Source organism: Paragemmobacter straminiformis (assembly GCF_014243445.1).
In the GTDB taxonomy this organism is placed as follows: domain Bacteria; phylum Pseudomonadota; class Alphaproteobacteria; order Rhodobacterales; family Rhodobacteraceae; genus Paragemmobacter; species Paragemmobacter straminiformis.
Window position 1 is genome coordinate 1,187,500 of record NZ_JACLQD010000001.1, and the last position, 26,417, is coordinate 1,213,916.

21 protein-coding genes are annotated in these 26,417 nt (G+C 65.2%); 6 read left to right on the forward strand and 15 right to left on the reverse strand.

Translation table 11 applies throughout. The features are described 5' to 3' along the window. Positions 1–18 precede the first annotated feature (18 nt). Positions 19–1,176: a molecular chaperone DnaJ gene (dnaJ, locus tag H7F16_RS05685; protein ID WP_185796547.1), complete on the forward strand. Its 1,158-nt coding sequence runs from the start codon at positions 19–21 to the stop codon at positions 1,174–1,176. 230 nt (positions 1,177–1,406) lie between these two features. After that, positions 1,407–3,905 carry a GcvT family protein gene (locus H7F16_RS05690; protein WP_185796548.1) on the forward strand — a complete coding sequence of 833 codons (2,499 nt, stop codon included), beginning with the start codon at positions 1,407–1,409 and terminating at the stop codon, positions 3,903–3,905. 119 nt (positions 3,906–4,024) lie between these two features. Here the strand turns inward: H7F16_RS05690 and H7F16_RS05695 are convergent, their stop codons facing one another. From H7F16_RS05695 to xdhA, 9 genes are all read right to left on the reverse strand, one after another. Beyond that, positions 4,025–4,819, reverse strand: a complete 795-nt coding sequence (locus tag H7F16_RS05695; protein WP_185796658.1) for a glycoside hydrolase family 25 protein — start codon at positions 4,817–4,819, stop codon at positions 4,025–4,027. A 78-nt stretch (positions 4,820–4,897) separates the two neighbouring features. Next, complete coding sequence (locus H7F16_RS05700; protein ID WP_185796549.1) at positions 4,898–5,971, reverse strand: NAD(P)/FAD-dependent oxidoreductase; 1,074 nt, start codon at positions 5,969–5,971, stop codon at positions 4,898–4,900. 192 nt (positions 5,972–6,163) lie between these two features. Beyond that, the gene (locus tag H7F16_RS05705; protein WP_185796550.1) at positions 6,164–7,258 is read right to left on the reverse strand and encodes a BMP family ABC transporter substrate-binding protein; all 1,095 of its coding nucleotides are present in this window, start codon (positions 7,256–7,258) and stop codon (positions 6,164–6,166) included. Between the two features lie 45 nt (positions 7,259–7,303). Further along, complete coding sequence (locus tag H7F16_RS05710) at positions 7,304–8,236, reverse strand: ABC transporter permease (protein ID WP_185796659.1); 933 nt, start codon at positions 8,234–8,236, stop codon at positions 7,304–7,306. Continuing rightward, positions 8,233–9,321: an ABC transporter permease gene (locus tag H7F16_RS05715; protein WP_185796551.1), complete on the reverse strand. Its 1,089-nt coding sequence runs from the start codon at positions 9,319–9,321 to the stop codon at positions 8,233–8,235. The genes H7F16_RS05710 and H7F16_RS05715 overlap by 4 nt, the downstream gene beginning before the upstream one ends. 99 nt (positions 9,322–9,420) lie before the next feature. Then, complete coding sequence (locus H7F16_RS05720) at positions 9,421–10,959, reverse strand: ABC transporter ATP-binding protein (RefSeq protein ID WP_185796552.1); 1,539 nt, start codon at positions 10,957–10,959, stop codon at positions 9,421–9,423. After that, positions 10,956–11,891: a xanthine dehydrogenase accessory protein XdhC gene (gene xdhC / locus H7F16_RS05725; protein WP_185796553.1), complete on the reverse strand. Its 936-nt coding sequence runs from the start codon at positions 11,889–11,891 to the stop codon at positions 10,956–10,958. Before xdhC ends, H7F16_RS05720 begins: the two co-directional genes overlap by 4 nt. Beyond that, positions 11,884–14,310 carry a xanthine dehydrogenase molybdopterin binding subunit gene (gene xdhB / locus H7F16_RS05730; protein WP_185796554.1) on the reverse strand — a complete coding sequence of 809 codons (2,427 nt, stop codon included), beginning with the start codon at positions 14,308–14,310 and terminating at the stop codon, positions 11,884–11,886. Before xdhB ends, xdhC begins: the two co-directional genes overlap by 8 nt. Beyond that, positions 14,307–15,722, reverse strand: coding sequence for a xanthine dehydrogenase small subunit (gene xdhA / locus H7F16_RS05735; protein WP_185796555.1), 1,416 nt, complete (start codon positions 15,720–15,722; stop codon positions 14,307–14,309). Before xdhA ends, xdhB begins: the two co-directional genes overlap by 4 nt. 236 nt (positions 15,723–15,958) lie before the next feature. Between xdhA and dnaE the strand changes: the two genes are divergently transcribed. After that, a complete protein-coding gene (gene dnaE / locus H7F16_RS05740; RefSeq protein ID WP_185796556.1) occupies positions 15,959–19,405 on the forward strand; it encodes a DNA polymerase III subunit alpha in 3,447 nt (1,148 codons plus the stop codon). Between the two features lie 67 nt (positions 19,406–19,472). Here dnaE and H7F16_RS05745 read toward each other — a convergent pair whose 3' ends face one another. The 3 genes from H7F16_RS05745 to H7F16_RS05755 all read right to left on the reverse strand — a co-directional run bounded on the left by H7F16_RS05745 (position 19,473) and on the right by H7F16_RS05755 (position 21,158). After that, positions 19,473–19,649 (reverse strand): hypothetical protein, encoded by a 177-nt coding sequence (locus H7F16_RS05745; protein WP_185796557.1) that lies wholly within the window; start codon positions 19,647–19,649, stop codon positions 19,473–19,475. A gap of 65 nt (positions 19,650–19,714) precedes the next feature. Then, the gene (locus H7F16_RS05750; RefSeq protein ID WP_185796558.1) at positions 19,715–20,779 is read right to left on the reverse strand and encodes an AbrB family transcriptional regulator; all 1,065 of its coding nucleotides are present in this window, start codon (positions 20,777–20,779) and stop codon (positions 19,715–19,717) included. Positions 20,780–20,957: 178 nt separating this feature from the next. Then, positions 20,958–21,158, reverse strand: a complete 201-nt coding sequence (locus H7F16_RS05755; RefSeq protein WP_185796559.1) for a SlyX family protein — start codon at positions 21,156–21,158, stop codon at positions 20,958–20,960. Between the two features lie 88 nt (positions 21,159–21,246). On the opposite strand from H7F16_RS05755, the gene hisS reads away from it, so the two are divergent. From hisS to hisG, 3 genes are read left to right on the forward strand one after another with little or no spacing between them, the layout of a single operon-like run. Beyond that, complete coding sequence (gene hisS, locus H7F16_RS05760) at positions 21,247–22,746, forward strand: histidine--tRNA ligase (RefSeq protein ID WP_185796560.1); 1,500 nt, start codon at positions 21,247–21,249, stop codon at positions 22,744–22,746. Next, a complete protein-coding gene (locus H7F16_RS05765; protein ID WP_185796561.1) occupies positions 22,743–23,846 on the forward strand; it encodes an ATP phosphoribosyltransferase regulatory subunit in 1,104 nt (367 codons plus the stop codon). Before hisS ends, H7F16_RS05765 begins: the two co-directional genes overlap by 4 nt. Then, positions 23,843–24,517: an ATP phosphoribosyltransferase gene (hisG, locus tag H7F16_RS05770; RefSeq protein WP_185796562.1), complete on the forward strand. Its 675-nt coding sequence runs from the start codon at positions 23,843–23,845 to the stop codon at positions 24,515–24,517. Before H7F16_RS05765 ends, hisG begins: the two co-directional genes overlap by 4 nt. 105 nt (positions 24,518–24,622) lie before the next feature. On the opposite strand, the gene H7F16_RS05775 is transcribed toward hisG, so the two are convergent. From H7F16_RS05775 to H7F16_RS05785, 3 genes are all read right to left on the reverse strand, one after another. Continuing rightward, positions 24,623–25,498 (reverse strand): DMT family transporter, encoded by an 876-nt coding sequence (locus tag H7F16_RS05775; RefSeq protein WP_185796563.1) that lies wholly within the window; start codon positions 25,496–25,498, stop codon positions 24,623–24,625. A 221-nt stretch (positions 25,499–25,719) separates the two neighbouring features. Continuing rightward, entirely contained in the window at positions 25,720–26,175 is a 456-nt protein-coding gene (locus tag H7F16_RS05780; protein ID WP_185796564.1) for a hypothetical protein, read from the reverse strand. After that, entirely contained in the window at positions 26,175–26,387 is a 213-nt protein-coding gene (locus tag H7F16_RS05785; protein ID WP_185796565.1) for a hypothetical protein, read from the reverse strand. The genes H7F16_RS05780 and H7F16_RS05785 overlap by 1 nt, the downstream gene beginning before the upstream one ends. Positions 26,388–26,417 lie beyond the last annotated feature (30 nt).

Genomic DNA, 26,417 nt, shown 5'->3' on the forward strand with positions numbered 1-26,417 from the left:
CAGATAGGGGGTTTTGCAGTGGCAAAACGTGACTACTACGACATCCTCGGCGCCCCGCGCGGGGCCTCGGCCGAAGAATTGAAAAAAGCCTATCGCACCAAAGCGAAAGAGCTTCACCCGGACCGCAACTCTGACAACCCGAACGCCGAAGCCCAGTTCAAGGAAGTGAACGAGGCTTACGAGGTGCTGAAGGACGCCGACAAGAAAGCCGCCTATGACCGCTACGGTCACGCGGCCTTTGAGGGCGGAATGGGCGGCGGCGGGCGTGGCGGCTATCCGGGCGGCGCGGGCAACGGCGATTTCGCCTCGGCCTTTTCGGATGTGTTCGAGGACCTGTTCGGCGATTTCATGGGTGGCGGCCGTGGCGGCGGCGGCGGACGGTCGCGCGCGCAACGCGGATCGGACCTGCGCTACAACCTGCGCGTCAACCTTGAAGAGGCCTTCAAGGGCGTGCAGAAAACCATCAACGTCCCCACCTCTATCGCCTGCGACACATGTCGCGGCACCGGGGCCGAAGGCGGCGCCGAACCCGTCACCTGCCCGACCTGTTCGGGCATGGGCAAGGTTCGGGCGCAGCAGGGCTTTTTCACCGTCGAGCGCACCTGCCCGACCTGCAACGGCATGGGCCAGATCATCAAGAATCCGTGCCGTGCCTGCGGTGGCGCGGGGCGCACCGAAAAGGAACGCGCCCTTTCCGTCAACATCCCCGCGGGGGTGGAAACCGGCACCCGCATCCGTCTTGCGGGCGAGGGCGAGGCCGGTCTGCGCGGCGGTCCGGCGGGTGACCTTTACATCTTTATCGAGGTCAAGGATCACCCGATTTTCCAGCGCGACGGGGTGCATCTGTTCTGCCGCATCCCCGTGAGCATCGGCACCGCCGCCTTGGGGGGCGAGGTCGAGGTTCCCACCATCGACGGCGGCAAGTCGCGTGTGAAGGTTCCGGCCGGCAGCCAGACCGGCAAGCAGATGCGCCTGCGCGGCAAGGGCATGCCCGCCCTGCGTGGCGGCGGCACCGGCGACATGGTTCTTGAACTGGCGGTCGAGACCCCCGTCAACCTGACCGCGCGGCAGCGCGAATTGCTGGAAGAGTTCGAGCGGCTTTCGGAAGAGAACAACCCCGAGGGGCAGAGCTTCTTTTCCAAGGTCAAAGGGTTCTGGGACGGCATGAAAAGCTGAACCGAAAGGCCGCCCCCGGGGCGGCCTTTTCGTTCCGGGTTGCTGACCGACGCGCATCGGGCCGGTCTGGACCGGCTGGCCGGCTGGCGCGACAGGCACGGCGGGTGCGACAAAAGTCGCGGATATGCCATGCATGTCGTTTTTATCTGCCAAGGGTCGGGTTGACTTGCCCGTTCCCCCGCGGTTCGGGCAGATAGGGGCGAACATCCTTTGCGACCGGAGTCGTCCCCATGAAAACCCATGTCAAAGCCCTTGTCGTCGGCGGCGGTGCTGTCGGCAACGGTATCGCCTATCACCTTGCCAAGGCCGGCTGGGATACGATGCTGGTCGAGCGGGACGAGTTGACCTCGGGGTCCACATGGCATGCGGCGGGCTTGTTGCCGCTGTTCAACATGTCCTTCGCAACGACGCATATCCACAAATACTCGGTCGATTTCTACAAGGGGCTTGAGGCAGAGACGGGTCTGAACCCCGGCTTCTACGTGGTCGGCAACCTGCGCATGGCGCAGACGCAGGACCGTATGGACGAATACATGCTCTATTCCTCGGTCGCGGAAACCGCCGGGGTCTATCACGAATTCATGACGCCGAAGCAGATTGCCGAGCGGTGGCCGCTGGTGCGGACCGATGACCTGAAAGGCGCGCTGTTCCATCCGCAGGACGGCTACATCAACCCCGCCGACGTGACGCAGGCCATGGCCAAGGGCGCGCGGATGCTGGGGGCCACGATCGAGCGGCGGATTCAGGTGGATGCCTATCGCTGGACGGGCAGCGAGTGGATCGTTTCGGTCACGCGCATGGTGGAACAGGGTGGCAACCTTGTGCCGTCCGACGAGAAATACGAAATCCATGCCGAGCATGTCGTGACCGCGACCGGCAACCACGCCCAGCGCACGGCGCGTCTGCTGGGGATCAAGATCCCCGCGATTCCGGTCGAACACCAGTATATCGTGACCGAGCCGGACCCCGCGCTTGTCGAATGGCGCAAGACCAACCCGCAGCATCCCGTTCTGCGCGATGCCGACGCCAAGTGGTATGTGCGCGAAGAGCGCGGCGGCTGGATTCTGGGGCCCTATGAGAAGGGCGCGCCTGCGCGGTTCCTTTATGACGTGCCGCAGTCGTTCCGCGCGGACCTTTTCCCGCTCGACCTTGAACGGATCGAGGCGGAATACATGTCGATGATCCATCGACTGCCCTCGTCGGAAACCGTGGGTCTGAAGGACGATTTCAACGGCCCGATCTGCTATACGCCCGATGGCAACCCGCTGGTCGGCCCCGCGCCGGGTCTGCGCAACATGTGGCTGGCCGAGGGCTTCAGCTTCGGGATCACCGCGGCGGGCGGCACCGGCTATTACCTTGCCCAGATGATGGTCGAGGGCGAGGCCGAGATCGACATGGCCTCGCTTGACCCCAAGCGCTACGGCAACTGGATGACGACCGAATATGCCGCGCGCAAGAACGAGGAGTGCTACGACCACGTCTTCGTGCTGCACCACCCCGATGAAGAGCGCGAGGCCTGCCGCCCGCTGCGCACCGCCCCCGTCTATGACCGCCAGAAGGCGCTTGGCGCGCAGTTCGGGCAGGTGAACGGCTGGGAACGCCCGATCTATTACGGCCCCAAGGACGCGCCCGAGGATTTCGACCACAATTCCCGCAGTTTCCGCCGTGGCGGCTGGTGGCAATATGCGGTCGACGAGGCGAAAGCGATCCGCGAGACGGCAGGGCTGATCGACGCGACAGCCTTTACCAAGCATATCGTGCGCGGACCGGGGGCTACGGCCTTCCTCGACTGGTTCACCTGCAACGCATTGCCCAAGGTGGGGCGGATCAACCTGACCTATGCGCTGACGCCGCATGGCACGACGCGGACGGAATACACCATCGTCCGCAATGGCGAGAACGACTACTACCTTGTCTCGGCCGGTGCCTGGACGGCCTATGATGCCGATTACCTGAAGAAATGTGCAGAAGACTTCATGGGCAAGGGCGGTGGTTACATCGACATCCATGACGTGACCACGCAGTGGGGCGTCTTTGCGCTGGCGGGGCCGAACAGCCGCGCCATCCTGAAGGAACTGGTCAAGGACGCCGATCCCGACACGGTGCTGTCGAACAAGCGTTTCCCCTGGCTGTCGGCCCGCAAGATCGAGCTTGGCATGTGCCCCGTGAACGCGATCCGCGTGGCCTATACGGGCGAGCTTGGCTGGGAACTTCACCACCCGATCGAGATGCAGCGCTACCTGTGGGACCAGTTGATGGCCGCAGGGGCGAAGCATGGCATGAAGCTGGTCGGCGCACGGGCGCAGAACTGGCTGCGGCAAGAGAAATCCTACCGCGCCTTTGGCAACGAGTTGGGCCGCGATGCGACCCCGCTCGAGGCGGCGCTGGACCGTTTCGTCGACTTGTCCAAGGATTTTCAGGGCAAGGACGCGATGCTGAAAACCGGCATCCGCAGCAAATGCGTGACCGTGCTGATCGACGGCCCTGCCGATACCGATCCCTGGGGCAAGGAAGCGCTGGTCGTGAATGGCGAGAAGATCGGGCGTCTGACCAGTGGCGGCTATTCGGTGGCCTTCGGCAAGCAGATCGGCATGGGCTATGTGCGCCCCGATCTTGCGGAAGTGGGCACCAAGATGCAGGTCCGCATCAACCGCGAGCTTTGGGATGCCGTGGTGGTCGAGGACAGCCCCTTCGATCCGACGAACGCCCGTATCCGTGTGGATGGCTGACAGGGCGGAGCGGGGGCCAGCCCCCGCACCACGCCGAAGCAGCGGGGGGCCAGCCCCCCGCGCCCCCCGGGATATTTGAGGCAAGAGGAAAGGGCGCGGCTTCGGCTGCGCCCTTTGCTTTAGCGCGTGTTGGCGGCCAGCCACGCGCTCCATTGTGTCGTGCTGCCGTTGAAGGTGTTCAGGTCCACCTCGCCCGGCACGCCGGGGACGGCTCCGGTGCTGGAGTATTGCCAGAAGGTCCAGGGGCGGCCGCCGTAAAGCTCATCCGGGTGGGCGGCGACCGAGCGGAGCCAGAAGTCGTAATTTCCGACGCGCCAGAGCTGGGTGTCGCGGTAGAAATCGACGCTGGTGTAGATCACGGGGCGTTGGCCGTAGTGGGATTCGAGAGCTTGCAGGAAGATGCGGGCTTCGGAGCGGATGACGGCACCGGACCGGCGGAGGGTGCAGGTGGGGGAGAAGGGCGTCCATTCGAGGTCGAGGACGGGGGGGAGGCTGCCCGCCTCGCGCGGGACGTGGCGGATGAACCAGCGCGCCTGCTCGGACGCGGGGCGGCAGTGGTAGAAGAAATGGTAGGCGCCGTGGGCCACGCCCGCGCGGCGCGCCGCGCGCCAGTTGTCGCGGAAGGCAGGGTCGATGATGTCGCCGCCCTCGGTCGCCTTGAGCCATGCGAAGGTGACGCCATTGGCGCGGGCGGTGTGCCAGTCGATTTCCGGCTGGTGGCGCGAGGCGTCGATGCCGTGGACGGGGTGGTCGCGCGGGGTGCGGAAGCCGAAGTCATGCGGCGCGCTGTCGGCAAAGTTGAGGCGCGGGGCGGGCTGGCCGTAAGAGGCCGGGGCTTGCGCGGTTGGCGCGGGGCCACCCCCGCATGCGGCGAGGGCGAGGCCGATGGACAGGGCGAGGGCTGCACGGATCATGCCCGTATGGTGCATGATCGGAACGCCGCTGTCACCAACCGCGTCGCAAATCGCGGCGGGCTGTGGGCGGCAAGCCGCCTAGCCGAAGCGGGCCGGATCGAGCGCGGCGACAAGGTCGGGCGAAAGCTCGGGTGCGGTGCCCGCCAAAAGATCGGCTGCGAGTTTGCTGGCCGCAGGCGCGGATTGGAAGCCGTAGCCGCCCTGCCCCGCGATCCAGAAGAAGGACGGGTCACGCTTGTCGCGCCCGATCACCAGCACGCGGTCGGGTGAAAAGGTGCGCAATCCTGCCCAGTTTGAAATCAGGCGGGTGACGGGTTCGGTGACCATTTCCTCGTATCGGGCCAAGCCTTCGGCAAGAACCATGTCGTCGGCCCATGCATCATGCGGGTCCATCGGGTGTTCCTCGGCCGGGCTGACGATCAGCGCGCCTGCGTCGGGTTTGGCGTACCAGGTTTCGCCCGCGCCGAAGATCATGGGCCAGCGCGAGATGTCATGCCCGCCGGGGGCGGGGATGCGGGCCATCGAGCGGCGGTTGGGCTGGAAGCCCAAGGGCTGGATGCCCGCCATGCCGGCTACCACGTCGACCCATGCGCCTGCGGCGTTGACAAGGGTAATGCCCGTGAACTCTTGCCCCCCTGCGGTGACGGCCCAGCCGGTGGAGGTGCGGGTGATGGCCGTGACGGGGGCGCCGGTAACGATGCGGGCACCCTGCGAACGCGCCGTGCGCGCGAAGCCCTGGATGAGAAGGTCGGTGTCAATGTCCCACGCATGGTCGGCATAGGCGGCGAAGGCGACCTGATCGTTCAGGATCGGCACCATCGCGCGGGCCTCGTCGGGGGTAATCGGGTCCATGTGCATGGTTTCGACATCGTGGCGGAAGGCGTCGCCCTCGTCCGACTTGGTAATGATCATCAGGCCGCGGGGGGTAAGGATGTTGTCCTGCGCGCGGAAGTGGTCGCCCGAGGCGAGCGAGAGTTCCACCACAGCAGGCGCGCCGTAGCGCGGTTCATAGAGCGCGGCAGAGCGGCCCGAGGCGTGATGCGCGAGCGCGGATTCCGTTTCGAGCAGCGATACCTGACCGAGGGCCGAAAGACGGGCGGCTGCCGAAACTCCGGCAATGCCGCCGCCGATGATGATGAAGTCGTTTTCCATGCGGGCGACCATGCCAAAAGGCGCGGGCGCGGGCAAGCCAAGCACGGCGGGTTTTGATCAAATGGCGACATCGCGCCATGCGTGATGTGACAGCGGCGCCGTTCTGGCCCAAGCAGGCTATCGGCCATATGCGGGGCAAAAACGAAAAGGCCCGCCACGGGGGCGGGCCTTTGGTTTGCCTTTCGGCGGCGATCAGGACGGAATGTCGCCCGTGACGCCTTCGACGTAGAACATCATGCCGGCAAGGGTGCCGTCGTCGGCCACTTCGCCCTCTTTCAGCCAGGCCGAACCGTCCTGCTTGTTCAGCGGGCCAGTGAAGGGGTGGTAGGCACCCGAAGCGATGGAATCGCGCACTGCCTCGGCCTTGGCCTTGACGTCGGCGGGGACGGCATCGGTGATGTCGCCGATCTTCACTTCGCCGCCGCCGATACCGGCCCAGGTGTCTTTCTGCGCATAGGTGCCGTCGAGCAGGGCCTGAACGCGTTCGGTGTAATAGGGCGCCCAGTTGTCGATGATGGCCGAGACACGCGGGCTCGGCTTGTATTCGGCCATGTCAGACGCCTGACCGAAGCCGATGACGCCGGGGGTCTTGGCCGCTTCGGCCAAGGGCGCGGTCGAGTCGGTGTGCTGCAGGATCACGTCGACGTCCTGTTCGATCAGCGCCTTGGCGGCATCGGCCTCTTTCGCCGGATCGAACCAGGTGTAGGCCCAGACGACCGAGATGGTCACATCGGGGTTCACCTTCTTGGCGTGGATGTAGGACGAGTTGATGCCCTGGATCACTTCGGGGATCGGGAAGGAACCGATGTAGCCGATCTTGTTCGACTTGGTCATCAGGCCGGCAATCGTGCCCATGACGGCGCGGCCTTCGTAGAAGCGGGCGTTGTAGGTGGACACGTTCGGCGTGTCGCGCTTGTAGCCCGTGGCGTGTTCGAACTTGATGTCGGGGAACTTGGCGGCGACGGCATTGGTCGCATCCATGTAGCCGAACGAGGTGGTGAAGATGATGTTGCACCCCGACAGCGCCATCTGCGTCAGGACGCGTTCGGCATCGGCACCTTCGGGAACGTTTTCCTGAAACACCGTCTCGACCTTGTCGCCCAGCGCTTCCATCATGGCAAGCCGGCCCTGGTCGTGCTGGAAGGTCCAGCCGCCGTCACCGATCGGGCCGACATAGACGAAGCCGGCTTTGACCTTTTCGAGGCCTTGGGCGAAGGCGAGCTTGCCGCCCATCATGGTGGCGAAACCAAGCGCGGCGCCGCCTTTCAGGATCGATCTTCTTTGCATTCCATTTCCCCTCAGTTCGGGCGACATGCCCGTCGTTGATGCCCCTTAGCGCGAGGCGTGAAAATTCTGTCCCAGCGCGGCAGGCGCGTTAAGCGAGGCGCGCCCCTTGCCCGATGACATCACCACCAGAACCAGAATGGTTATCAGATAGGGGGCCATCGACAAGTAATGCGCAGGTATAGCCGCTCCGGCTGCCTGTAGATTTAGCTGAAGCACGGTGATTCCGCCGAAAAGATAGGCGCCGAGCAGCACGCGCCAAGGCTTCCAGCTTGCGAAAACCACGATGGCAAGGGCGATCCAGCCTGCGCCTGCTGTAATTCCGTCGGTCCATTGCGGTACGCGGATCAGGCTGACATAGGCGCCGCCGATGCCCGCCATCGCGCCGCCGAACATGATGGCCAGAATGCGGATGCGAATGACCTTGTAGCCCAGCGCGTGTGCGGCATCGTGGCTTTCGCCCACGGCGCGCAGAATCAACCCGACGCGGGTGTATTTCAGCACGGCCCAGACGGCGGCGATCGAGGCGACCGAGAAGTAGACGACCCAGTCATGGTCGAACAGGATGCGGCCCAGGACCGGAATGTCGGCCAACGGGCCAAGCGGAACGGTTCCGGTCAGGGGCGGTTTGACGCCGTTGTAACCCTGCCCGATCAGGGACGAGAGACCTTGGCCGAACAGCGTCAGCGCAAGACCTGTCGCGACCTGGTTGGACAGCATGAATTGCGTCAGAAAGCCGAAGACCAGCGACAGGGCCGCTGCACCGACCGCACCGCCAAGAAAACCGAGGTAGGGGTTTCCCGTGGCCACCGCAGTCACGAAACCGCAGATCGCGCCCATGATCATCATGCCCTCGACCCCGAGGTTGAGGACGCCTGCCTTTTCCACGACCAGCTCGCCGATCGCCGCAAGAATGATCGGCACCGAGGCCACCATGAGCGAGGCGATCAGGACGGCGGGATTGATATCGCCAAGCATCAGATGGCCTCCTTCTTGCTGCCGAAGCGGATGCGGAAGTTGGTCAGAAGATCGACGGCGAGAAGGAAGAACAGCAACATCCCCTGAAACGCCTGGATCGCGGCGGAGGGCAGGCCGAGAATGAAGCTGGCAAGCTCTCCGCCGATATAGGTCAGCGCCATGAGCAGCCCCGCAAGCAGGATGCCAAGCGGGTTCAGACGGCCAAGGAAAGCCACGATGATGGCGGTAAAGCCGTAGCCCGTGTTGAAGTCGATGCTGATCTGGCCTGCGGGGCCGGTCACCTCGAACAGGCCGGCCGCTCCGGCAAGGCCGCCGGAAATGCCCATGCAAAGGATCACGAGGCGTTCGGGCGACACACCCGCAAAGCGGGCGGCGCGGGGGGCCTGACCGGCAAGCTTGATCTGGAAGCCCAGGATGTGGCGTTGCAGCAGGACATAGGCGGCGATGACCACGCCGATGGCCGCGACAACCCCCCAATGCAGGCCGGTGCCCGCGATCAGTTCGGGGTTCGCCATCGACGGGATTTGCGACAGGTTCCGGCTGCCGGGAAAACCGCCGCCTTCGGGATTGCGCATCGGGCCAAGTGCCATCGCGGCAAGGATGTATTGCGCGACATAGACAAGCAGCAGCGAGACGAGGATTTCATTGGTGCGGAAGCGGGTTTTCAGGATTGCCGGGATCATCGCCCAAAGCCAGCCGCCGAAGATGCCGGCAAGGATCATCAGCGGGAAAATCCAGCGTGTCTCGACCGGATAGAGCGCAAGGCCCACCCCGGCGCCGAAGACCGCGCCCATGATGTATTGCCCCTCGGCCCCGATGTTCCAGATGCCCGCGCGGAAACCGAGCGACAGGCCCGTTGCGATCAGGATCAGCGGGCCCGCCTTGACGAGGAGTTGGGGGCGCGAATAGGCGGCATATTGCGGATCGAAGAGCGGGTCCCAGAAGATGGTGCGGATCGCCTCGACCGGGTTCTTTCCCAGCAGCGCGAACATGATGCCACCCGCGATCATGGTCAGGATCACGGCAAGGATCGGGGTCGCGGCCTGCCAGAAGCGGCTGGGCGAGGGGCGTTTTTCAAGCCTCAGCATATCGAACCCTCATTCTTCACATTTTCTGTCCGCATGTATCCCCGGGATGGGTGCGGGAAGGGCAGACAGCCCGTTCCGGCCTTTGGCGAAGAACCCTGATCAATGGGCATGGTGCGCCACCTCCATGCCATGCGCGCCGCCCATCATCAGGCCGATCTCGTCGATGGTCAGGCCCGCAACGGGGCGCGGCGGGGTCAGGCGGCCTTCGTTCAGGGCGGCAAAGTTGTCTGCGATTTCAAGCAGTTCATCAAGGTCTTGGCTGATCACCACCACCGCCGCCCCTTGGGCCGCACGGTCAAGGATGGCTTGACGGATCGCGGCGGCGGCAGCGGCATCGACACCCCAGGTCGGCTGGTTGATGACAATGACCGTGGGCGCCTGCGACAGTTCGCGCCCGACTACGAACTTTTGCAGATTGCCGCCGGACAGCGCGCGGGCAGCGACATGGGTTCCGGGGGTGCGGACATCGAAATCCTTGACGATGCCTTCGGCAAAGCTGCGGGTGGCGGGCCAGTCGATAAAGCCATTCTTCACCAGCCCTTGCCGTGTCGCGCCCGAGAGAAGCGCGTTTTCCACAAGGCTCATATCCGGTGCGGCGGCGTGGCCGAGGCGTTCTTCGGGTGCGGCGACCAGCCCCGCGCGGCGGCGGTCGTTGGGGCCAAGTGCCGAGACGTCCTTGCCGTCGATGGAAAGGGTTCCTGCCGCCGTGCGGAGTTCGCCGGAAAGGGCGAGGAGAAGCTCGTCCTGCCCGTTGCCCGCAACGCCCGCGATGCCGAGGACTTCGCCCTTGGCAACCGAAAACCCGATGTTCTTGAGCGAGGTTCCAAAGGGAATGGGCGATGCGACGGAAAGGCCCGACACCTGAAGCGCGGTTTCCCCCTTGGCCTTTGCGCCACGTTCCGGCGGCGTCAGCGTGGCGCCCACCATCAATTCGGCCATTTCCCGCGCCGAGCGGTCGCGCGGGGTGCAGGTGGCCACCACCTTGCCACGGCGCAGGATCGTCGCCTCGTCGCAGAGGGCGCGGATCTCTTCGAGTTTGTGACTGATATACAGGATCGCGGTGCCTTCGGCCGAGAGCTGGCGAAGGGTCTTGAACAGGATCTCGACCTCTTGCGGAGTGAGGACCGAGGTCGGTTCGTCCATGATCAGCAGTTTCGGATCTTGCAGCAGGCAGCGAATGATCTCGACCCGCTGCCGTTCGCCTGCCGAAAGGTCGCCCACCATGCGGTCGGGGTCGAGGGGGAGGCCGTATTCTTCCGACACCTTGCGAATGCGCCCCGCCAGATCGCGCAGCTTGGGCGGGTTTTCCATGCCGAGGGCGACGTTTTCGGCCACGCTCAGCGCCTCGAACAGCGAGAAGTGCTGGAACACCATCGCCACGCCGCTGGAACGGGCCTGCCGCGGTTCGTTCGGGGCATAGGCGGCACCCGACAGGCGCATGGAGCCAGAGTCGGGTTTGACCAGACCGTAGATCATCTTGACCAGGGTCGATTTGCCCGCGCCGTTTTCGCCCAGAAGGGCGTGAACCTCGCCCTCTTTGATCGAGAAGGACACGTCGCTGTTGGCGACCACGCCGGGATAGGCTTTGGTTACCCCCGAGACGGCAAGCAGTTCGGGTCTGGTGGTTTGCCCTGTCATCCCGCGTTCTCCTGTCGTGACGCGTTGGTCTTCCGGTCTAGAAAGTCTGCCGCGACGCCGATGGCAATGGCTTGGGGATGTTTTCCCAAGGCAGGGTTGCCGATCGGGCAATCGATGCGCGCGATATGGGCGGGCGCGTGCCCGAGGGCGGCCAGCCGCGACCGGAAGCGCGCCCATTTGGTTGCCGAACCGATAAGGCCGCAGCGGGCGAAGCCGTGGGCCAGCAGGCGGTGGCAGAGGTCGAGGTCCAGCGCATGCGAGAAGGTGAGGATGAGATGCTCGGCCTCTTGCGGCGCTTGCGCGACCAGTGCGGCGGCGTCGGGTTCGGCGCGGCGCGTGACGCCTGCGGGGACCGCCTCGGGGAAGCGGTCGGCGGCGACATCGACCCAGGTGATATGCAGATCGGGCAGCGGGGAAAGCGTGGCAACGAGCGCGCGGCCGACATGCCCCGCACCCCAGACCCAGAGGTGGCGTGCAGGACGGGAAAGCGGTTCGACGAACCAGCCTTGGGTCAGCGTCGGCGCGGGGACAATGCCTTGGGCGCGGGCGCGATCGAGGATGCGCTTGGCGGCAAGCGGCATGGCGCGGCCATCGGCGCTGCGGGCGATCAGGCCCGCAGCGGGGGTGGGAAGGTTGGACGCGTCATAGATTTCGGTCAGCACCGTTACGGCACCGCCGCAGCATTGGCCAAGGTTCGGGCCAAGCGCCGTGCGGTCAAGCCGGCTGCCGCCACGGGCCAAAAGGGCGCGGCCGCGCAGCGTCGCCTCGTGTTCCAGCGCGCCGCCGCCGATGGTGCCGGACTGCCCGCCCTGCCAGACGAGCATCGCCGCCCCCGTTTCGCGCGGAGACGACCCGTCATGCGCGGCGATGACCACGCGGGCCACGCTGCCGTGGCGGTGGACAGCTTCGGCAAGCGCGGCAAGATCAAACATGGCCGCGCACCCTTTGCACCGCCGCAAGCACCCGTTCGGCCGTGGCTGGGGCGTCGAGGGCGGGGTAGGCCGACCCGTCACCGCAGGCGGCAATGGCATCGGACAGCGCGTAAAGCACCGAAATGCCAAGCATGAAGGGCGGCTCTCCCACGGCCTTGGACCGGCCCACGGTCTCTTCGCGGTTGCCCTTGCCCCAGAGCGAGACGTTGAAGATGCGCGGGCGGTCGGAACAGGCGGGAATCTTGTAGGTGCTGGGGGCGTGGGTGGACAGCCGCCCCTTGGCATCCCAGACCAGTTCCTCGGTCGTGAGCCAGCCTGCGCCCTGGACGTAAGCCCCCTCGATCTGCCCGATGTCGAGCGCGGGGTTCAGGCTGCTGCCCGTGTCATGCAGCAGATCGGCGCGGAGGATGCGGTTTTCGCCTGTCAGGGTGTCGATCACCACCTCGGTCACGGCGGCGCCATAGGCGAAATACAGGAAGGGGCGGCCTTGGCCCTTGATCCGGTCCCACGTGATCTTGGGCGTGGCGTAAAAGCCGGTCGAGGACAGCGACACCCGCGCCTGATAGGCCCATGCGGCGACGCGGGCGAAATCGTATTCCTCGCCCGCGACGCGGACCATGCCGTCCTTGAACCTGACGGACGCGGGTTTGACCTGATGCTTTTCGGCGATGAATGCGGCCATGCGGTCGCGGATCGTCACCGCCGCCGCCTGCGCCGCCATGCCGTTGAGGTCCGACCCGCTGGAGGCTGCGGTGGCCGAGGTGTTCGGCACCTTGGCCGTATCGGTCGCGGTGATCCTGACCGCGCCCGCATCGAGGCCGAAGACCGCCGCCGTCACCTGCGCGACCTTCTGGAACAGGCCCTGCCCCATCTCGGTCCCGCCGTGATTCAGGGCGATGGAGCCGTCCTGATAGACATGGACCAAGGCCCCCGCCTGATTGAGGTGGGTAAGGGTGAAGGAAATCCCGAATTTCACCGGCGTCAGCGCGATGCCGCGCTTCAGGATCGGGTTCGCGGCGTTCCATTCCGCAATCGCGGCGCGGCGGGCTTGGTAGTCGGAGGTCCGCTCCAACTCCGCCACCAGTTCATGCCCGATGAAATCCTCGACCGGCATCTGGTAGGGCGTGGTCTGCACCGCGCCATCGGGCGGCAGGGCGTGCGAGCCGACGGAGGCGGCGCGGCCCCGCGAGGTGAGGTCGGCCCCGGCTTCCACATTCACCTTTGCCGAAATACTCTCGGGGGGTGCGGGGGGCAGACGGCCCCCCGCCTTGTCCGCCATCGCGCGGTAGAAGTTGACGCGCCGCACGTCGAGCGGATCGCACTTCAGCGCATGGGCGATGTGGTCCATCACCCGTTCGATCCCGATCATGCCTTGCGGGCCGCCGAAGCCGCGAAAGGCGGTGGCGCTGGTGGTGTTCGTGCGCAAGCGGTGGCTTTCGATGCGCACGGCGGGCAGGACATAGGCGTTGTCGGCGTGCAACATGGCACGGTCGGCCACGGGCAGCGACAGGTCCATCGACCAGCCGCAGCGGAATAGATGGGTGAATTCCACCCCCGCGAGCTTGCCCGCATCGTCGAAGCCCGCGCGATAGAGGATGCGCAGGTCATGGCGCTTGCCCGTCACGACCATGTCGTCGTCACGGTCATAGCGCATCTTACAGGGCCGCCCCGTGGCGCGGGCGGCGACGGCGCAGGCGATGGCGAGCCAGTTGCCCTGGCTTTCCTTGCCCCCGAAGCCGCCGCCCATGCGCCGGACCTCGACGCGCACGGCGCTCATCGGCAGGTGGAGGGCGTGGGCGACCTTGTGCTGGATTTCGGTCGGGTGCTGGGTCGAGGAGTGGACGACCATATCCCCGCCATCTTGCGGCAGGCAGGCCGCGACCTGACCTTCAAGGTAGAAATGTTCCTGACCGCCAACCTCGAACGACCCTTCGACGCGGTGCGCGGCGCCCGCGATGGCATGCGCGGCATCGCCCTTGGTCCAGATGACGGGTCCGTTCTCGAAGCGGCTGCCCACGGCGAGGGCGTCGTCGATGGTCAGCAGGGCGGGAAGGGGTTTGTAGGTGATCTTGCCCAGTCGCGCGGCCTTGCGCGCGGCAAGGTGCGAGGTGGCGATCACAAGAAAGACGGGTTGGCCGACGAAATGCACCTTGCCCGTGGCGAGAAGCGGTTCGTCGCCAAGCGAGGGCGAGCAATCGGGAACCTCGTCGAAATCCTCGGCCGACATGACCGCGACCACGCCGGGGGCGGCGCGGACGGCGGAAAGGTCGATGGCGGCGATTTCGGCATGCGCCTCGGTCGATAGGCCAAAGGCGAGGTGCAGCGCATCGGCGGGAAGTGGCAGGTCGTCGACATAGCGGGCCTGACCCGTCACATGCAGGGGGGCGGCATCGTGGGGAAGGGATTTTCCGATGCTCATGCCTGAACCCCCAGCACGGAAACGGGCATGCCGTTCAGGTCGTGAAGATAGCGCAGCACCATGTTCTGCGCGGTGGTCAGACGATAGGCGGCGCTGGCGCGCATGTCGGAAAGCGGGGTGAAATCCTGCGCCATCGCGGCGGCGGCGGCGCGGGCGGTCGCTTCGGTGAAGGGCTGGCCCAGCAGGGCCGCTTCGGCATGGGCGGCGCGTTTCGGGATGCCCGCCATGCCGCCAAAGGCGATGCGGGCCTCGGTCACCTTGCCGTCCGTCACGGTCAGGTTGAAGCAGCCGCAGACAGCCGAAATGTCCTGATCGAAGCGTTTGGACAGTTTGTAGCAGCGCAGCGCGGGGGCGGAATCGGGGATCGAGAGACCGGCCACGAATTCGCCCGCCTGCCTGTCCTGCTTGCGGTAGTCGAGGAAGAAGGACTCGAGCGGGATCGACCGCATCTCGTCGCCGCGCCGCAGGTGGAGTTTCGCGCCCAGCGCGATGAGTGCGGGAGGGCCGTCGCCGATGGGCGAGCCGTTGGCGATGTTGCCGCCGATGGTCGCGGCATTGCGGATCTGCTCGGACGCATAGCGGCGCAGAAGCTCGGCAAAGCTGGGGTGATGCGGTTCGAGGAAAGCACGCAAGGCGGCGATGGTGACGCCCGCGCCGATGTGGAACATGCCGCCCTGCCGTTCGATCTGTTGCAGGTCGGTGACGCCGTTGAGGAAGGCCACGGGGGCAAGGTCGCGCAAGTGTTTCGTGACCCAGAGACCGACATCGGTCGCCCCCGCGATCAGGGTTGCGCCGGTGTTTTCCAGATACCAGTCTGCAAGGTCGTCGCTGTTCGTCGGGCGGAAGAAGGGGGGGCTGTCTGCCCCCCTCGCCGCCGATGGCGGCTCACCCCCCGAGGATGTTTGAGCGAGTATGAAAGCGCGATCCGTCTGCATCCAGTCCGGCACGGGCGCGGTTTCGGCGGCCTTGGCGGCGCGGATGATCGGGGCGTAGCCGGTGCAGCGGCAGAGGTTTCCGGCAAGCGTGTCGTCATGGTCGGTCTGGCCGTTGAGGTGGGCAGTCGCCATCGAGACGACGAACCCCGGCGTGCAGAAACCGCATTGCGCGCCGTGGTGGTCGACCATTGCCTGCTGGACGGGGTGAAGCCTGCCATCGGGGGCCGAGATGCCTTCGACGGTGCACACGGCCTTGCCGTGGAGTTGCGGCAGGAACAGGATGCAGCCGTTCAAGACGCGGCTTCCGCCCGCGTCCGTGACCATGACGGTGCAGGCGCCGCAGTCGCCTTCGTTGCAGCCTTCCTTTGTGCCTTTCAGGCCACGCTCCTCGCGCAGCCAGTCGAGCAAAGTCCTTGTCGGCGCGATACCCGACAGCTGGACCGGCGTTCCGTTGAGGAGAAACGCGATCTCGGACATGTTTCAACCCGCCGCCTTCTCCCCGTTCGAGGCGTCATGCGTGGCCGCCCGATGCGGCGTAAAGCGGGCCACGCGCCCCATGCCCGTTTTCGGGCTGTTGTTATCCTAACAGTGAAGCAAGCCCACCCGCCACATGGCAAGACATTCCTTTCGGCTTTTCTTGGAAGCAGTTTCGTCCAATGCCGAAAGAAGGGGCGGGGTTTCCTGTTCGTTGCCGCGCCTGTAGGCTGGCCGGCATGACGAACCCTTTGCGATTCATCCATCTGCGCGTGCATACGGAACACTCCCTTCTCGAGGGGGCTGTTCCGGTCAAGAAACTGGTCAAGCTGGTGGCAGGGGCGGGGATGCCTGCGGTCGCCGTGACCGATACGAACAACATGTTCGCCGCGCTGGAGTTTTCGGTCACCGCCAAGGATGCGGGCGTGCAGCCGATCGTCGGCTGCCAGGTTTCGGTCGCCCATGACCCGGCCGCGGCTGGCGAAAAGCTGCGCCTGCCCGCGCCAGTCGTTCTGCTGGCGCAGAACGAGGCGGGCTACATGAACCTGATGAAGCTGAACTCGTGCCTGTATATCGACAAGGGCGGGCAGCTCAATCAGGTCACGGTCGACGAGTTGGCGCGCCATTCCGAGGGGTTGATCTGCCTGACAGGCGGGTCCGATGGTCCTGTGGGGCGGTTCCTGCAAGCAGGGCAGGAGGCCAAGGCGCAGGCCCTGATGGAGCGTTTGGCGGCGATTTACGGCGACCGGCTTTATGTCGAGTTGCAGCGCCATCCGGGTGAAGGCGGTGCCTTGTCGGTTGCCGAAGCCGCGACCGAGCGCGGGTTCATCGAAATGGCCTATGCGATGCGTTTGCCGCTGGTCGCCACCAACGACGTCTACTTCCCGAAATCCGAGATGTTCGAGGCGCATGACGCGCTGATCTGCATTGCCGAAAAAGCCTATGTCGACCAGAGCCAGCCGCGCCGCCGCCTGACGCCGCAGCATTACCTCAAATCCGAGGCCGAGATGTGCGCGCTGTTCGCGGACCTGCCCGAGGCTTTGGAAAACACGGTCGAGATTGCGAGGCGCTGCGCCTTTGCCGCCTACAAGCGCAAGCCGATCTTGCCGAAATTCGCGGATGACGAGGTGCAGGAACTGCGCCGTCAGGCGAACGAGGGGTTGCAGGCGCGGCTTGCCGTCATTCCCCATGCGGCGTCGCCCGAGGAATATCAGGCGCGGCTCGATTTCGAGCTGGGGATCATCGAGAAGATGGGCTTCCCCGGTTACTTCCTGATCGTGTCGGATTTCATCAAATGGGCCAAGGACCACGGGATTCCGGTCGGACCGGGGCGGGGGTCGGGGGCGGGGTCGCTGGTTGCCTATGCCCTTACGATCACAGACCTTGACCCGCTGCGCTATGCGCTGCTGTTCGAACGCTTCCTGAACCCCGAGCGGGTGTCGATGCCCGACTTCGACATCGACTTCTGCATGGATCGCCGCGAGGAGGTGATCCAGTATGTGCAGGAGCGCTATGGCCGCGACAAGGTGGGGCAGATCATCACCTTCGGGGCGCTGTTGTCCAAGGCGGCGGTGCGCGATGTGGGGCGGGTGTTGCAGATGCCCTTCGGGCAGGTGGACCGCCTGTCCAAGATGATCCCGCTGGAAGGGGTGAAGCCCGTTTCCATCACCAAGGCGCTTGCCGACGAACCGCGCCTGCGCGAGGCGGCGAAGGAAGAGGTTGTCGGGCGGCTGCTGACCTATGCCGAGCAGATCGAGGGGCTTTACCGCAACGCCTCGACCCACGCGGCGGGGGTGGTGATCGGGGACAGGCCGCTGGACGAGCTGGTGCCGCTGTATCAGGACCCCGCGTCGGACATGCCCGCGACGCAGTTCAACATGAAATGGGTCGAAGCGGCGGGCTTGGTGAAGTTCGACTTTCTGGGGCTGAAAACCCTGACCGTCATCCAGAACGCGCTGGACCTTTTGGCGCTGCGGGGCGTGACGCTCGACATCAGCCTGATCCCGCTTGACGACAAGCCGACCTACGAGCTTTACGCCGCCGCCAAGACGGTCGCGGTGTTCCAGGTGGAATCCAGCGGCATGATGGATGCGCTGCGGCGCATGAAGCCCACCTGCATCGAGGATATCGTGGCGCTTGTGGCGCTATACCGTCCCGGCCCGATGGAGAACATTCCGGTCTATTGCGAGGTCAAGAATGGCCAGCGCGACCTTGAATCGATCCACCCCACGATCGACCATATCCTTGCCGAAACGCAGGGCATCATCGTCTATCAGGAACAGGTGATGCAGATCGCGCAGGTCATGGGGGGCTACAGCCTTGGCGGGGCCGACCTGCTGCGCCGCGCGATGGGCAAGAAGATCGCCGAGGAAATGGCCAAGGAGCGGCCCAAGTTCATCGACGGGGCCAAGGCGACGCACGGGATCGACGCCAAGAAGGCGGGCGAGGTGTTCGACCTGCTCGAGAAATTCGCCAACTACGGCTTCAACAAATCGCATGCCGCCGCCTATGCGGTGGTGTCCTACCAGACCGCCTATCTGAAGGCGAATTACCCCGTCGAGTTCATGGCCGCCGTCATGAACTGCGATATCCATCTGACCGACAAGCTTGCCGTCTACAAGCGCGAGGTGGACAAGCTGGGGATCAAGACGGTCGCCCCTTGTGTCAACCGGTCGCTGGCGACCTTTACCGTCGTTGACGGGCAGGTCGTCTATGCGCTTGGCGCGCTCAAGAACGTGGGTGTCGAGGCGATGCGGCTGATCGTCGAGGCCAGAAAGTCGGACGGCGGCGGGGAAAAGCCCTTTGCCACGCTGTTCGATTTCGCGCGACGGGTCGATCTGAAGCGCGTGGGCAAGCGCCCGCTGGAAATGCTGGCGCGGGCGGGGGCGTTCGATACGCTCGACCCGAATCGCGCGCGGGTGTTCGAGGCGCTTGACGGTCTGGTCACCTATTCCGCCGCGATCCACGAGGCAAAGGCCTCAAATCAGGTCTCGCTTTTCGGCGAGGCGGGGACGGACATTCCCGAACCGCGCCTTGCAGGGCGGGACGACTGGCTTCCCGTGGAACGGCTGGCACAGGAACATCAGGCCATCGGGTTCTACCTGTCGGGCCATCCGCTGGATGACTATATGGCTCCGCTGAAACGGCGCGGGGTGCTGACGCTGACGGAATTGACCGCAAAGGCCGAACGCGGGCCGCTTGTGGGCAAGCTGGCGGGGTCGGTGTCGAGCCGTCAGGAACGGAAGTCGGCCAAGGGCAACCGCTTCGCCTTTGTCCAATTGTCGGACCCGACGGGCCTGTATGAGGTGACGGTCTTTTCCGACACGCTGGAAGCCGCGCGTGACAATCTGGAGCCGGGCAAGAACGTGGTTCTGACGGTGGAAGCGAACCTCGAGGGGGACACGCTCAAACTGCTGTGCCGCGCCGCGCAGCCGATTGACCAGGTGGCCGCAGAGGGAGGGGCCTCGGCCCTGCGCATCCATTTGAACAAGGCCGAAGCGGCCGCCTCGGTCGCGGCGCTGTTTGCCAAGGTCGAAGGTCGCAACCGTGCGCAGATCACGATTTGCGTGCCCGACGAGACGGGGCGCGAGATCGACCTGACGCTGCCGCAGCCCTATCCCGTCACGCCGCAGATCAAGGGTGCGATCAAGGCGATGGCAGGCGTGGTGCTGGTCGAGGAAGTCTAGACACAAGAAGGGGCGATGCGCGGCAACCCTCCGCGCCCGTCTGCCGTTTTGCGCGCCTGTTCCGCGTTCAGAACAGGGCTTCGGCGATGGCCTTCAACTCTTGCCAAAGGTTCGACCCGATCAGGAAACCCCGCGCATTCGGACCGATGCGCAGGATGTCGAGCAGGACAAAGACAGCCAGCAAAACTCCGACCATCAATACAATCATCCCGAACATGCGGGACATGAACATCATCGTCCGCATCGCAACTCCCCCAAGTGGACGCTAAGACAGATGTTAACACAATTCAGGGTGTTTTGATACCGCGATCAGAACAACCAGCGCATGCCAAGCTTGGCCATCGTCACCGACAGGATGATGCGGGCGATGTGATGGAGCGTGACGAAGACAAGGCTCATTTGCAGGGAGAGCGCGATCAGGCTCATCTCGGCAAGCCCCCCCGGAGCGAAAGACAGGAACACCGCAGGGGCCGGTTCATCGACGATGGGCGAAAGGGTAAGGGCAAAGGCGAATGCGATCAGCAAGGCCGCGACAGCGTTGATCGCGGCAAGGCCGAAGGCGCGGGCCAGCATACGGCGATCAACCCCCGCGAAACGCGCGCCAAGTCCGCAGCCGATGACGATCTGGGTCACCCCGACCAACCATGCCGGCGGCACGCCGTGGACGATGCCCGCGGCATGGGCCGTCGCTGAAAACAGGATCGGTCCGGTCATGATGGCCGCAGGAAGATGCAGCGCGCGGGCCGTGGCAAAGCCCAGCACACCTGCCGCAAGCAGGATCGCCACCTCGGCAAGCGAAAGGGGCAGGGCCGCCGCTGGCAGGCTGATGCCGCTGGCCGATCCGACCATGCCGCCGGTCAGGACGGTAAAGATGAGCGGAACGAAGATGATGGTCAGGATAAGCCGCAGGAATTGCAGCACCGTCATCAAACGCACGTCGCCCCCCGCCTCTTCGCCAAGCTGCACGGTTTCGATCAGGCCGCCGGGGACCGCACCGAAGAAGCTTTCGACCCTTGGCAAACCGCCGCGCCGATAGATCGCGTAGCCCACGGCATGGCTGAGCGGCAGGAAAAGAAACAGCGCCAGCAGGCTGGGCCACCAGTCGGCGATGCCCGCCAGAACAGCGGGTGTAAAGGCCCCGCCGATGGAAACGCCGATCACCGGAACAAAGGCCAGACGCAGACGCATCGGCAAAAGGATGGATTTGCCGAAGGGACGCCAACCCGACGCCGCCGCCACTCCGGTGGTGACAAGCGACCCCAGAAGCAAGGCGATGGGCAGATGCAGAAGTTTTGCCGCCAAACCGCCCGCCGCCCCCAGTGCAAGGGTCAGGCCAAGGGCGACGGGGTCGATCCGGGTAAAAGGGTTCTTCATCTGCTTCGTTCGGAAAACGTCACCTGCCCCGTGCAACCCGCGCGACCTGCGCGCCGATCGGGCAAAGGGTTGGCAGCGGCCTGTTTCACCCTTGCTTAAATACTCATGTCGCAACTTTGGAAAGGCAGCGTGACAGGTGGCACCAGCCGCCAAGCCCACTGTCTATCAATGCGGCGGGCTACCAATGCGGCGGGGGCGCGTTGGCGGCGGGGGCTTCGCCCGCCATCTGCTCGCGCTCGGCCTCGCGTTCGCACAAAAGGTGGACAAGGCGGGTAAGGCGGTCGATCTCGCGCTGCTGGGCGGTGACGACATCCGAAAGGTCATCGACAGCGCGGATCAGGTGCGAGAGGCGTTCCTCCATCGTGTCGTGACGGTCCATGCTGGCCCCTTTTTCCTTTGGCTGCGGTGCTTGCCGCGTCCTGCCCCTTCCGATACACGGGCGGCGAGAAAAAGCGAAGGTCCGACCGATGGCACAGGACAAATCCTCTGAGTCCAAGACACGCCGCCCCCGCGCCGAAACCCCGAAAGGGTTCCGCGACTATTTCGGTGCCGAAGTCACCGAGCGCAAGGCGATGCTCGACAAGGTGGCCGAGGTGTACCATCGCTACGGCTTCGACCCCCTCGAGACGAGCGCGGTCGAGACGGTCGAGGCATTGGGCAAGTTCCTGCCCGATGTGGACCGCCCGAACGAAGGGGTTTTCGCATGGCAGGACGAGGACGCCGATTGGCTGGCGCTGCGCTATGACCTGACCGCCCCCTTGGCCCGCGTTGCGGCGCAGTATCGCAACGACCTGCCCTCACCCTATCGGCGCTATGCGATGGGTCCGGTGTGGCGGAACGAAAAGCCCGGTCCGGGGCGGTTCCGGCAGTTCTACCAGTGCGATGCCGATACGGTCGGCGCGCCAAGCGTGGCGGCCGATGCCGAGATTTGCGCCATGCTGTCGGATGCCTTGGAAACCGTGGGGATCCCGCGCGGCGACTATGTGGTGCGGGTGAACAACCGCAAGGTCCTGAACGGGGTAATGGAAGTGGCGGGGGTGCTTGACCCGTCCGATCCCACGCGGTTCGAGGCCGAGCGCGGCATCGTGCTGCGCGCCATCGACAAGATCGACCGTCTGGGCGAGGGCGGGGTGCGCGCGCTTCTTGGCGAAGGCCGCCGCGACGAGTCGGGCGATTTCACCAAGGGCGCGGGGCTGGGGGCCGAGCAGGCCGAGGTCGTCATGGCCTTCATGGCCGCGCGGCGTGACACGGGGGCGGCAACCGTGGCCGCGCTGCGCGGGCTGGTGGGCGCATCGGTCATCGGCGGCGAGGGCGTGGCCGAGCTTGAGACGATTGCCGAATTGCTGGACCGTCAGGGTTACGGGTCGGACCGCATCGTGATCGACCCCGGTGTCGTGCGCGGGCTTGGCTATTACACGGGGCCGGTGTTCGAGGCCGAGCTGACCTTTGAAATCCTTGATGAAAAGGGGCGCAAGCGGCAATTCGGGTCGGTTTCGGGCGGCGGGCGGTATGATGACCTCGTGAAGCGGTTCACGGGGCAGTCGGTGCCTGCGACGGGGGTATCCATCGGGGTGGACCGTCTGCTTGCGGCCTTGCGGGCCAAGGGGCGCGCGGGCGGCGAAGGCGCGGGGCCGGTGGTGGTGACGGTGATGGACCGTGACCGCATGGCCGATTACATGGGCATGGTCGCCGATCTGCGCAATGCCGGATTGCGGGCCGAAGTCTACCTTGGCAACCCGAAGAACTTTGGCAACCAGCTCAAATACGCCGACAAGCGGGGGTCGCCCGTGGCTGTCATTCAGGGCGGGAACGAGGCTGAAAAGGGTGTCGTCATCCTGAAAGACCTGATCCTTGGCGCGAAGATCGCCGAGAATGCCACGCTTGAGGAATGGAAGGACCGCCCCGCGCAGGTCGAGGTGCCGCGCAGCGAACTGGTCGCGGCGGTGCGGAAGATGCTGGGGCAATGACGACCAAGGCCGACATCCGCGCCGAGGCCGAGGCGCTCTTCGCGGCCTTTCGGGCGGCGGGGGCGGTGCCGGTCGAGGCCGATATCCTGCTGCCCGCCGAGACGCTGCTGGATCTGTATGGCGAGGATATCCGCGCCCGCGCCTATGTGACGAACGACCCGCTTCGCGGGGAAATGGTGCTGCGGCCCGATTTCACCGTGCCGGTGGTGCAGGCGCATATGGCGCACGGGGCGGACCCCGCGCGCTATTGCTATCTGGGCGAGGTGTTCCGCAAGCAGGACCATCGCGGCCCAAGGGCCAATGAATACATGCAGGTGGGGTTCGAACTCTTCGACCGCACAGCGCCCGAAGCGGCGGATGCCGAGGTGTTCGCGCTGTTCGCGGGGCTGCTTGCGCCGCTTGGCTTGCGGGCGGCGACGGGGGATATCGGGATCCTGATGGCCGCCGTGCGCGGGCTTTCGACGAGCGAACGGCGCAAAGCGGCGCTGTTGCGGCATGTCTGGCGGCCAAGGCGGTTCCGGCAATTACTGGACCGTTTCTCGGGCCGCGCACCTGTGCCGGACGCGCGGGCGAAACTGCTGGAGCGGCTGGCATCGGACTCGCCCGAGGCGCTGATCGAAGCGGCGGGAAGTTTTGTCGGCCTGCGTTCGCCCGAAGAGATCGCGGCGCGGGCTGCGGCGCTGATCGAGGATGCGGCGACCCCCGCCCTTGCAGCCCCCGAGGCGGCGCTGCTTTACGACCTGCTCTCGCTGCAGGCGCCTGCGCGGGCGGCGCTGGCGCATCTGCGGGGAATAACCCCGATGCTGCCCGCCATCGCCCCTGCGGTGGACCGTTTCGCAGCACGGCTCGACGCGCTTCACGCGCGGGGGATCGACACCGCCACCCTGCCCTTCGAGGCAAGCCACGGGCGCACCAGCCTCGAATATTACGACGGCTTCGTGTTCAGCTTCCACGCCTCCGATCCGGCGCTGCCTCCGGTAGCTTCGGGCGGGCGCTATGACGCGCTGACGGGGGTGCTGGGGCAAGGGCAATCCATCCCCGCCGTTGGCGGCGTGATCCGGCCCGGCCTTGTCGCCCGCCTGAAAGGGGGTGCCCAATGATCAAGATCGGTGTCCCGTCCAAGGGGCGGCTGATGGAAAAGACCTTTGACTGGTTCGGCGCACGCGGCTTGACCATGCGCCGCACCGGCAACGAGCGCGAGTATTCCGGCACGGTCGACGGGCATGACGGGGTGGAACTGGTGCTTCTGTCGGCGGGCGAGGTTCCGCGTGAACTGGCAGCGGGGCGCATCCATCTTGGCGTCACGGGCACCGACCTTGTGCGCGAGAAACTGGCCGACTGGCCCGAGATCGTGGCCGAGGTCGCGCCCTTGGGTTTTGGCCATGCCGATCTGATCATCGCCGTGCCGAACGCATGGGTGGATGTGGACACGCTTGACGACCTCGACGCCGCTGCGGCTGCGTTTCGTGCCGAACATGGCTTCCGGCTGCGGATTGCCACCAAATACCACCGTCTGGTGCGCGATTTCCTGACCGCGAACGGGGTGGCGGATTATCAGCTTGTGGACAGTCAGGGTGCCACCGAAGGCACGGTCAAGAACCTGACCGCCGAGGCGATTGCCGACATTACGTCAAGCGGCGAGACACTGCGGGCGAACCACCTGAAAATCCTGTCGGATGCGCTGATCCTGAAATCGGAAGCGATGCTGTTCCGGTCGAAACTCGCGGACGATCCGGCGCTTCCGGCATTGCTGAAAAAGCTCGGATTCTGATCGCTTTCATAGGCGCACAAATATCGCACGGGGTAGTCCGTCGGATTCGCCATCGGTTCGGGAAACCGATGGACCGGGGGTTGTGAAACCCCCGCTGCTGCCCGATCAGCCGCGCTTGCGGCTGACCATCGCCACCCCGAACCCCGCAAGCGCCATGCCCGCCCATGCCAGCGGGGGCATCGCCTCGCCCAGAATGGGCCATGCGAAAAGGGCCGAAAAGGCGGGGACAAGGTAGAAGAGCGCCGAGACGCGGCTCACCTCGCCCGCGCGGATCATGGCGAGGAGGAGCGACATGGCGAGGATGGAGTTGGCGAGGACGAGGTAGGCTAGGGCAAAGGCGAATTCGGCGTTCCATGTCACGTGCATATCCTCGGTCGCCCATGCCACGGGCAGGCAGAAGGCCGCGCCCACGGCATATTGGATCATGTTCGAGGTGACAGGGTGGTGGGTGACGCCGAAGCGTTTCTCGTAAAGCGTACCGCCGGTGATGCCGAAAAGGGCGAGGATGGTGCAGAGAAGTCCGAAGGTGCTTTCCGCCTGAACCGAGGAGCGTGCAAGGATCACCACGACAGCCCCCGCAAGGCCGAGCGCGAGGCCGAGCCATGCAAGGCGGTTGACGGTTTCCCCGACGAAGCGCGGCGCGACGAGGGCGACAAGGATCGGTTGCAGGCAAACGATGATCGCCACCCCGCCCGCCGAAACGCCGGACTTGAAGGCGATGTAGCACAGGCCAAAGTAGACGACCTGTATCAGGAAGCCGACGAGGCCCACATCAAACCACGCGCGGGCGGTTTTGGGCAGCGGCGGCCGCAGGATCAGGGCAAAGGGCGCAAGAACCGCCAAGACGCAAACATAGCGCAACGCCAGCAGCGTGATCGGTGCCGAATGCTGCAAGCCGAGTTTGGCGATGCCGAAACCCGCGGACCACAGGATCAGAAAGACGGAGGGCGCGGCGACAAGCCAGAGGGGGCGTTTGGACATGGGGCGAGATTGGCCCATAGGGCGCTGAGGTGGTTGTGCATTTGCGACCTTGGGGCCGCGCCCGACGATTTTTCTGCGAAAAATCAGGGCGGGCGTGGGGCGGATTTTTCGCAAGAAAAATCGTAGCCCACCAGCGCAGCCCGATTTAGGCCGACACCTGCGCACGGGCAGCAGAGGTTGGTTGTGCGATTGCGACAGTTCGCGACCATGCCGGCGCGTTTTCAACGTGAAGGAGTGCGTAGGTCGGTCTCTGGCGGGTCGGTGATGACTTTTACCGACTTGCCCAAGGCATCTTGCAAGGCCACAAGCAATCTTGCGTGGTCAGACTGTGCGTCAGCGACGATGGCGACGACTTCGGGAGCCTGGGAGGGCTCGGTGAACAGAGTAATGGCGGTTTCGCCGCCAAAGCCATACAGCACCAGTTCAAGGAAGTCGTCGTCTCCGACCCTGCCAAAAAGCTCGGCCTTGGTGCCTTCGGGAAGGCGGTTCAACAGACGGTATTTCAGGCGGGTGAAGCTGGAACGGAAATGTCCGATCTGCGTGCCACGCCCGCTCGGCCAAAGGTCGCGCGGCTGTTCGTCGGAGATCGCCAGTTTCGGTTTGCGTAGACGTTTCGCGGCGAGAGGCCTGCGCTTTGCCGAAGCTTGCACGACAAAATGTGCTACGGGTTTCGGCATCACAACACCTCAACAGGAATGAATACTGTCCCTTGCTGCCCGGGAAGATCCCGCACGCCTTCGCCCCCTTCGCACCAGATCGCGCCGCGTCCGGCGGGAAAGTTGCGTTCGCGGCTGGGCGGGATGTCGGTCACGAAGCTATAGCCTGTCGCGCCTTGTGGAAGCGGGCCGAGATAGGCCTTTACCGCGGGTTCCGCATTTCCCTGATTCATGCGTGGCGACCTTCCCCAAAGCTGGCCGGT

Excerpts from the sequence above, each read along its gene's own strand:
- H7F16_RS05690 (WP_185796548.1), top strand. The coding sequence starts at position 1,407 with ATGAAAACCCATGTCAAAGCCCTTGTCGTCGGCGGCGGTGCTGTCGGC.
- H7F16_RS05695 (WP_185796658.1), bottom strand. The coding sequence starts at position 4,819 with ATGATCCGTGCAGCCCTCGCCCTGTCCATCGGCCTCGCCCTCGCCGCA.
- H7F16_RS05700 (WP_185796549.1), bottom strand. The coding sequence starts at position 5,971 with ATGGAAAACGACTTCATCATCATCGGCGGCGGCATTGCCGGAGTTTCG.
- H7F16_RS05705 (WP_185796550.1), bottom strand. The coding sequence starts at position 7,258 with ATGCAAAGAAGATCGATCCTGAAAGGCGGCGCCGCGCTTGGTTTCGCC.
- H7F16_RS05715 (WP_185796551.1), bottom strand. The coding sequence starts at position 9,321 with ATGCTGAGGCTTGAAAAACGCCCCTCGCCCAGCCGCTTCTGGCAGGCC.
- H7F16_RS05720 (WP_185796552.1), bottom strand. The coding sequence starts at position 10,959 with ATGACAGGGCAAACCACCAGACCCGAACTGCTTGCCGTCTCGGGGGTA.
- xdhC (WP_185796553.1), bottom strand. The coding sequence starts at position 11,891 with ATGTTTGATCTTGCCGCGCTTGCCGAAGCTGTCCACCGCCACGGCAGC.
- xdhB (WP_185796554.1), bottom strand. The coding sequence starts at position 14,310 with ATGAGCATCGGAAAATCCCTTCCCCACGATGCCGCCCCCCTGCATGTG.
- xdhA (WP_185796555.1), bottom strand. The coding sequence starts at position 15,722 with ATGTCCGAGATCGCGTTTCTCCTCAACGGAACGCCGGTCCAGCTGTCG.
- dnaE (WP_185796556.1), top strand. The coding sequence starts at position 15,959 with ATGACGAACCCTTTGCGATTCATCCATCTGCGCGTGCATACGGAACAC.
- H7F16_RS05745 (WP_185796557.1), bottom strand. The coding sequence starts at position 19,649 with ATGCGGACGATGATGTTCATGTCCCGCATGTTCGGGATGATTGTATTG.
- H7F16_RS05750 (WP_185796558.1), bottom strand. The coding sequence starts at position 20,779 with ATGAAGAACCCTTTTACCCGGATCGACCCCGTCGCCCTTGGCCTGACC.
- H7F16_RS05755 (WP_185796559.1), bottom strand. The coding sequence starts at position 21,158 with ATGGACCGTCACGACACGATGGAGGAACGCCTCTCGCACCTGATCCGC.
- hisS (WP_185796560.1), top strand. The coding sequence starts at position 21,247 with ATGGCACAGGACAAATCCTCTGAGTCCAAGACACGCCGCCCCCGCGCC.
- H7F16_RS05765 (WP_185796561.1), top strand. The coding sequence starts at position 22,743 with ATGACGACCAAGGCCGACATCCGCGCCGAGGCCGAGGCGCTCTTCGCG.
- hisG (WP_185796562.1), top strand. The coding sequence starts at position 23,843 with ATGATCAAGATCGGTGTCCCGTCCAAGGGGCGGCTGATGGAAAAGACC.
- H7F16_RS05775 (WP_185796563.1), bottom strand. The coding sequence starts at position 25,498 with ATGTCCAAACGCCCCCTCTGGCTTGTCGCCGCGCCCTCCGTCTTTCTG.
- H7F16_RS05780 (WP_185796564.1), bottom strand. The coding sequence starts at position 26,175 with ATGCCGAAACCCGTAGCACATTTTGTCGTGCAAGCTTCGGCAAAGCGC.
- H7F16_RS05785 (WP_185796565.1), bottom strand. The coding sequence starts at position 26,387 with ATGAATCAGGGAAATGCGGAACCCGCGGTAAAGGCCTATCTCGGCCCG.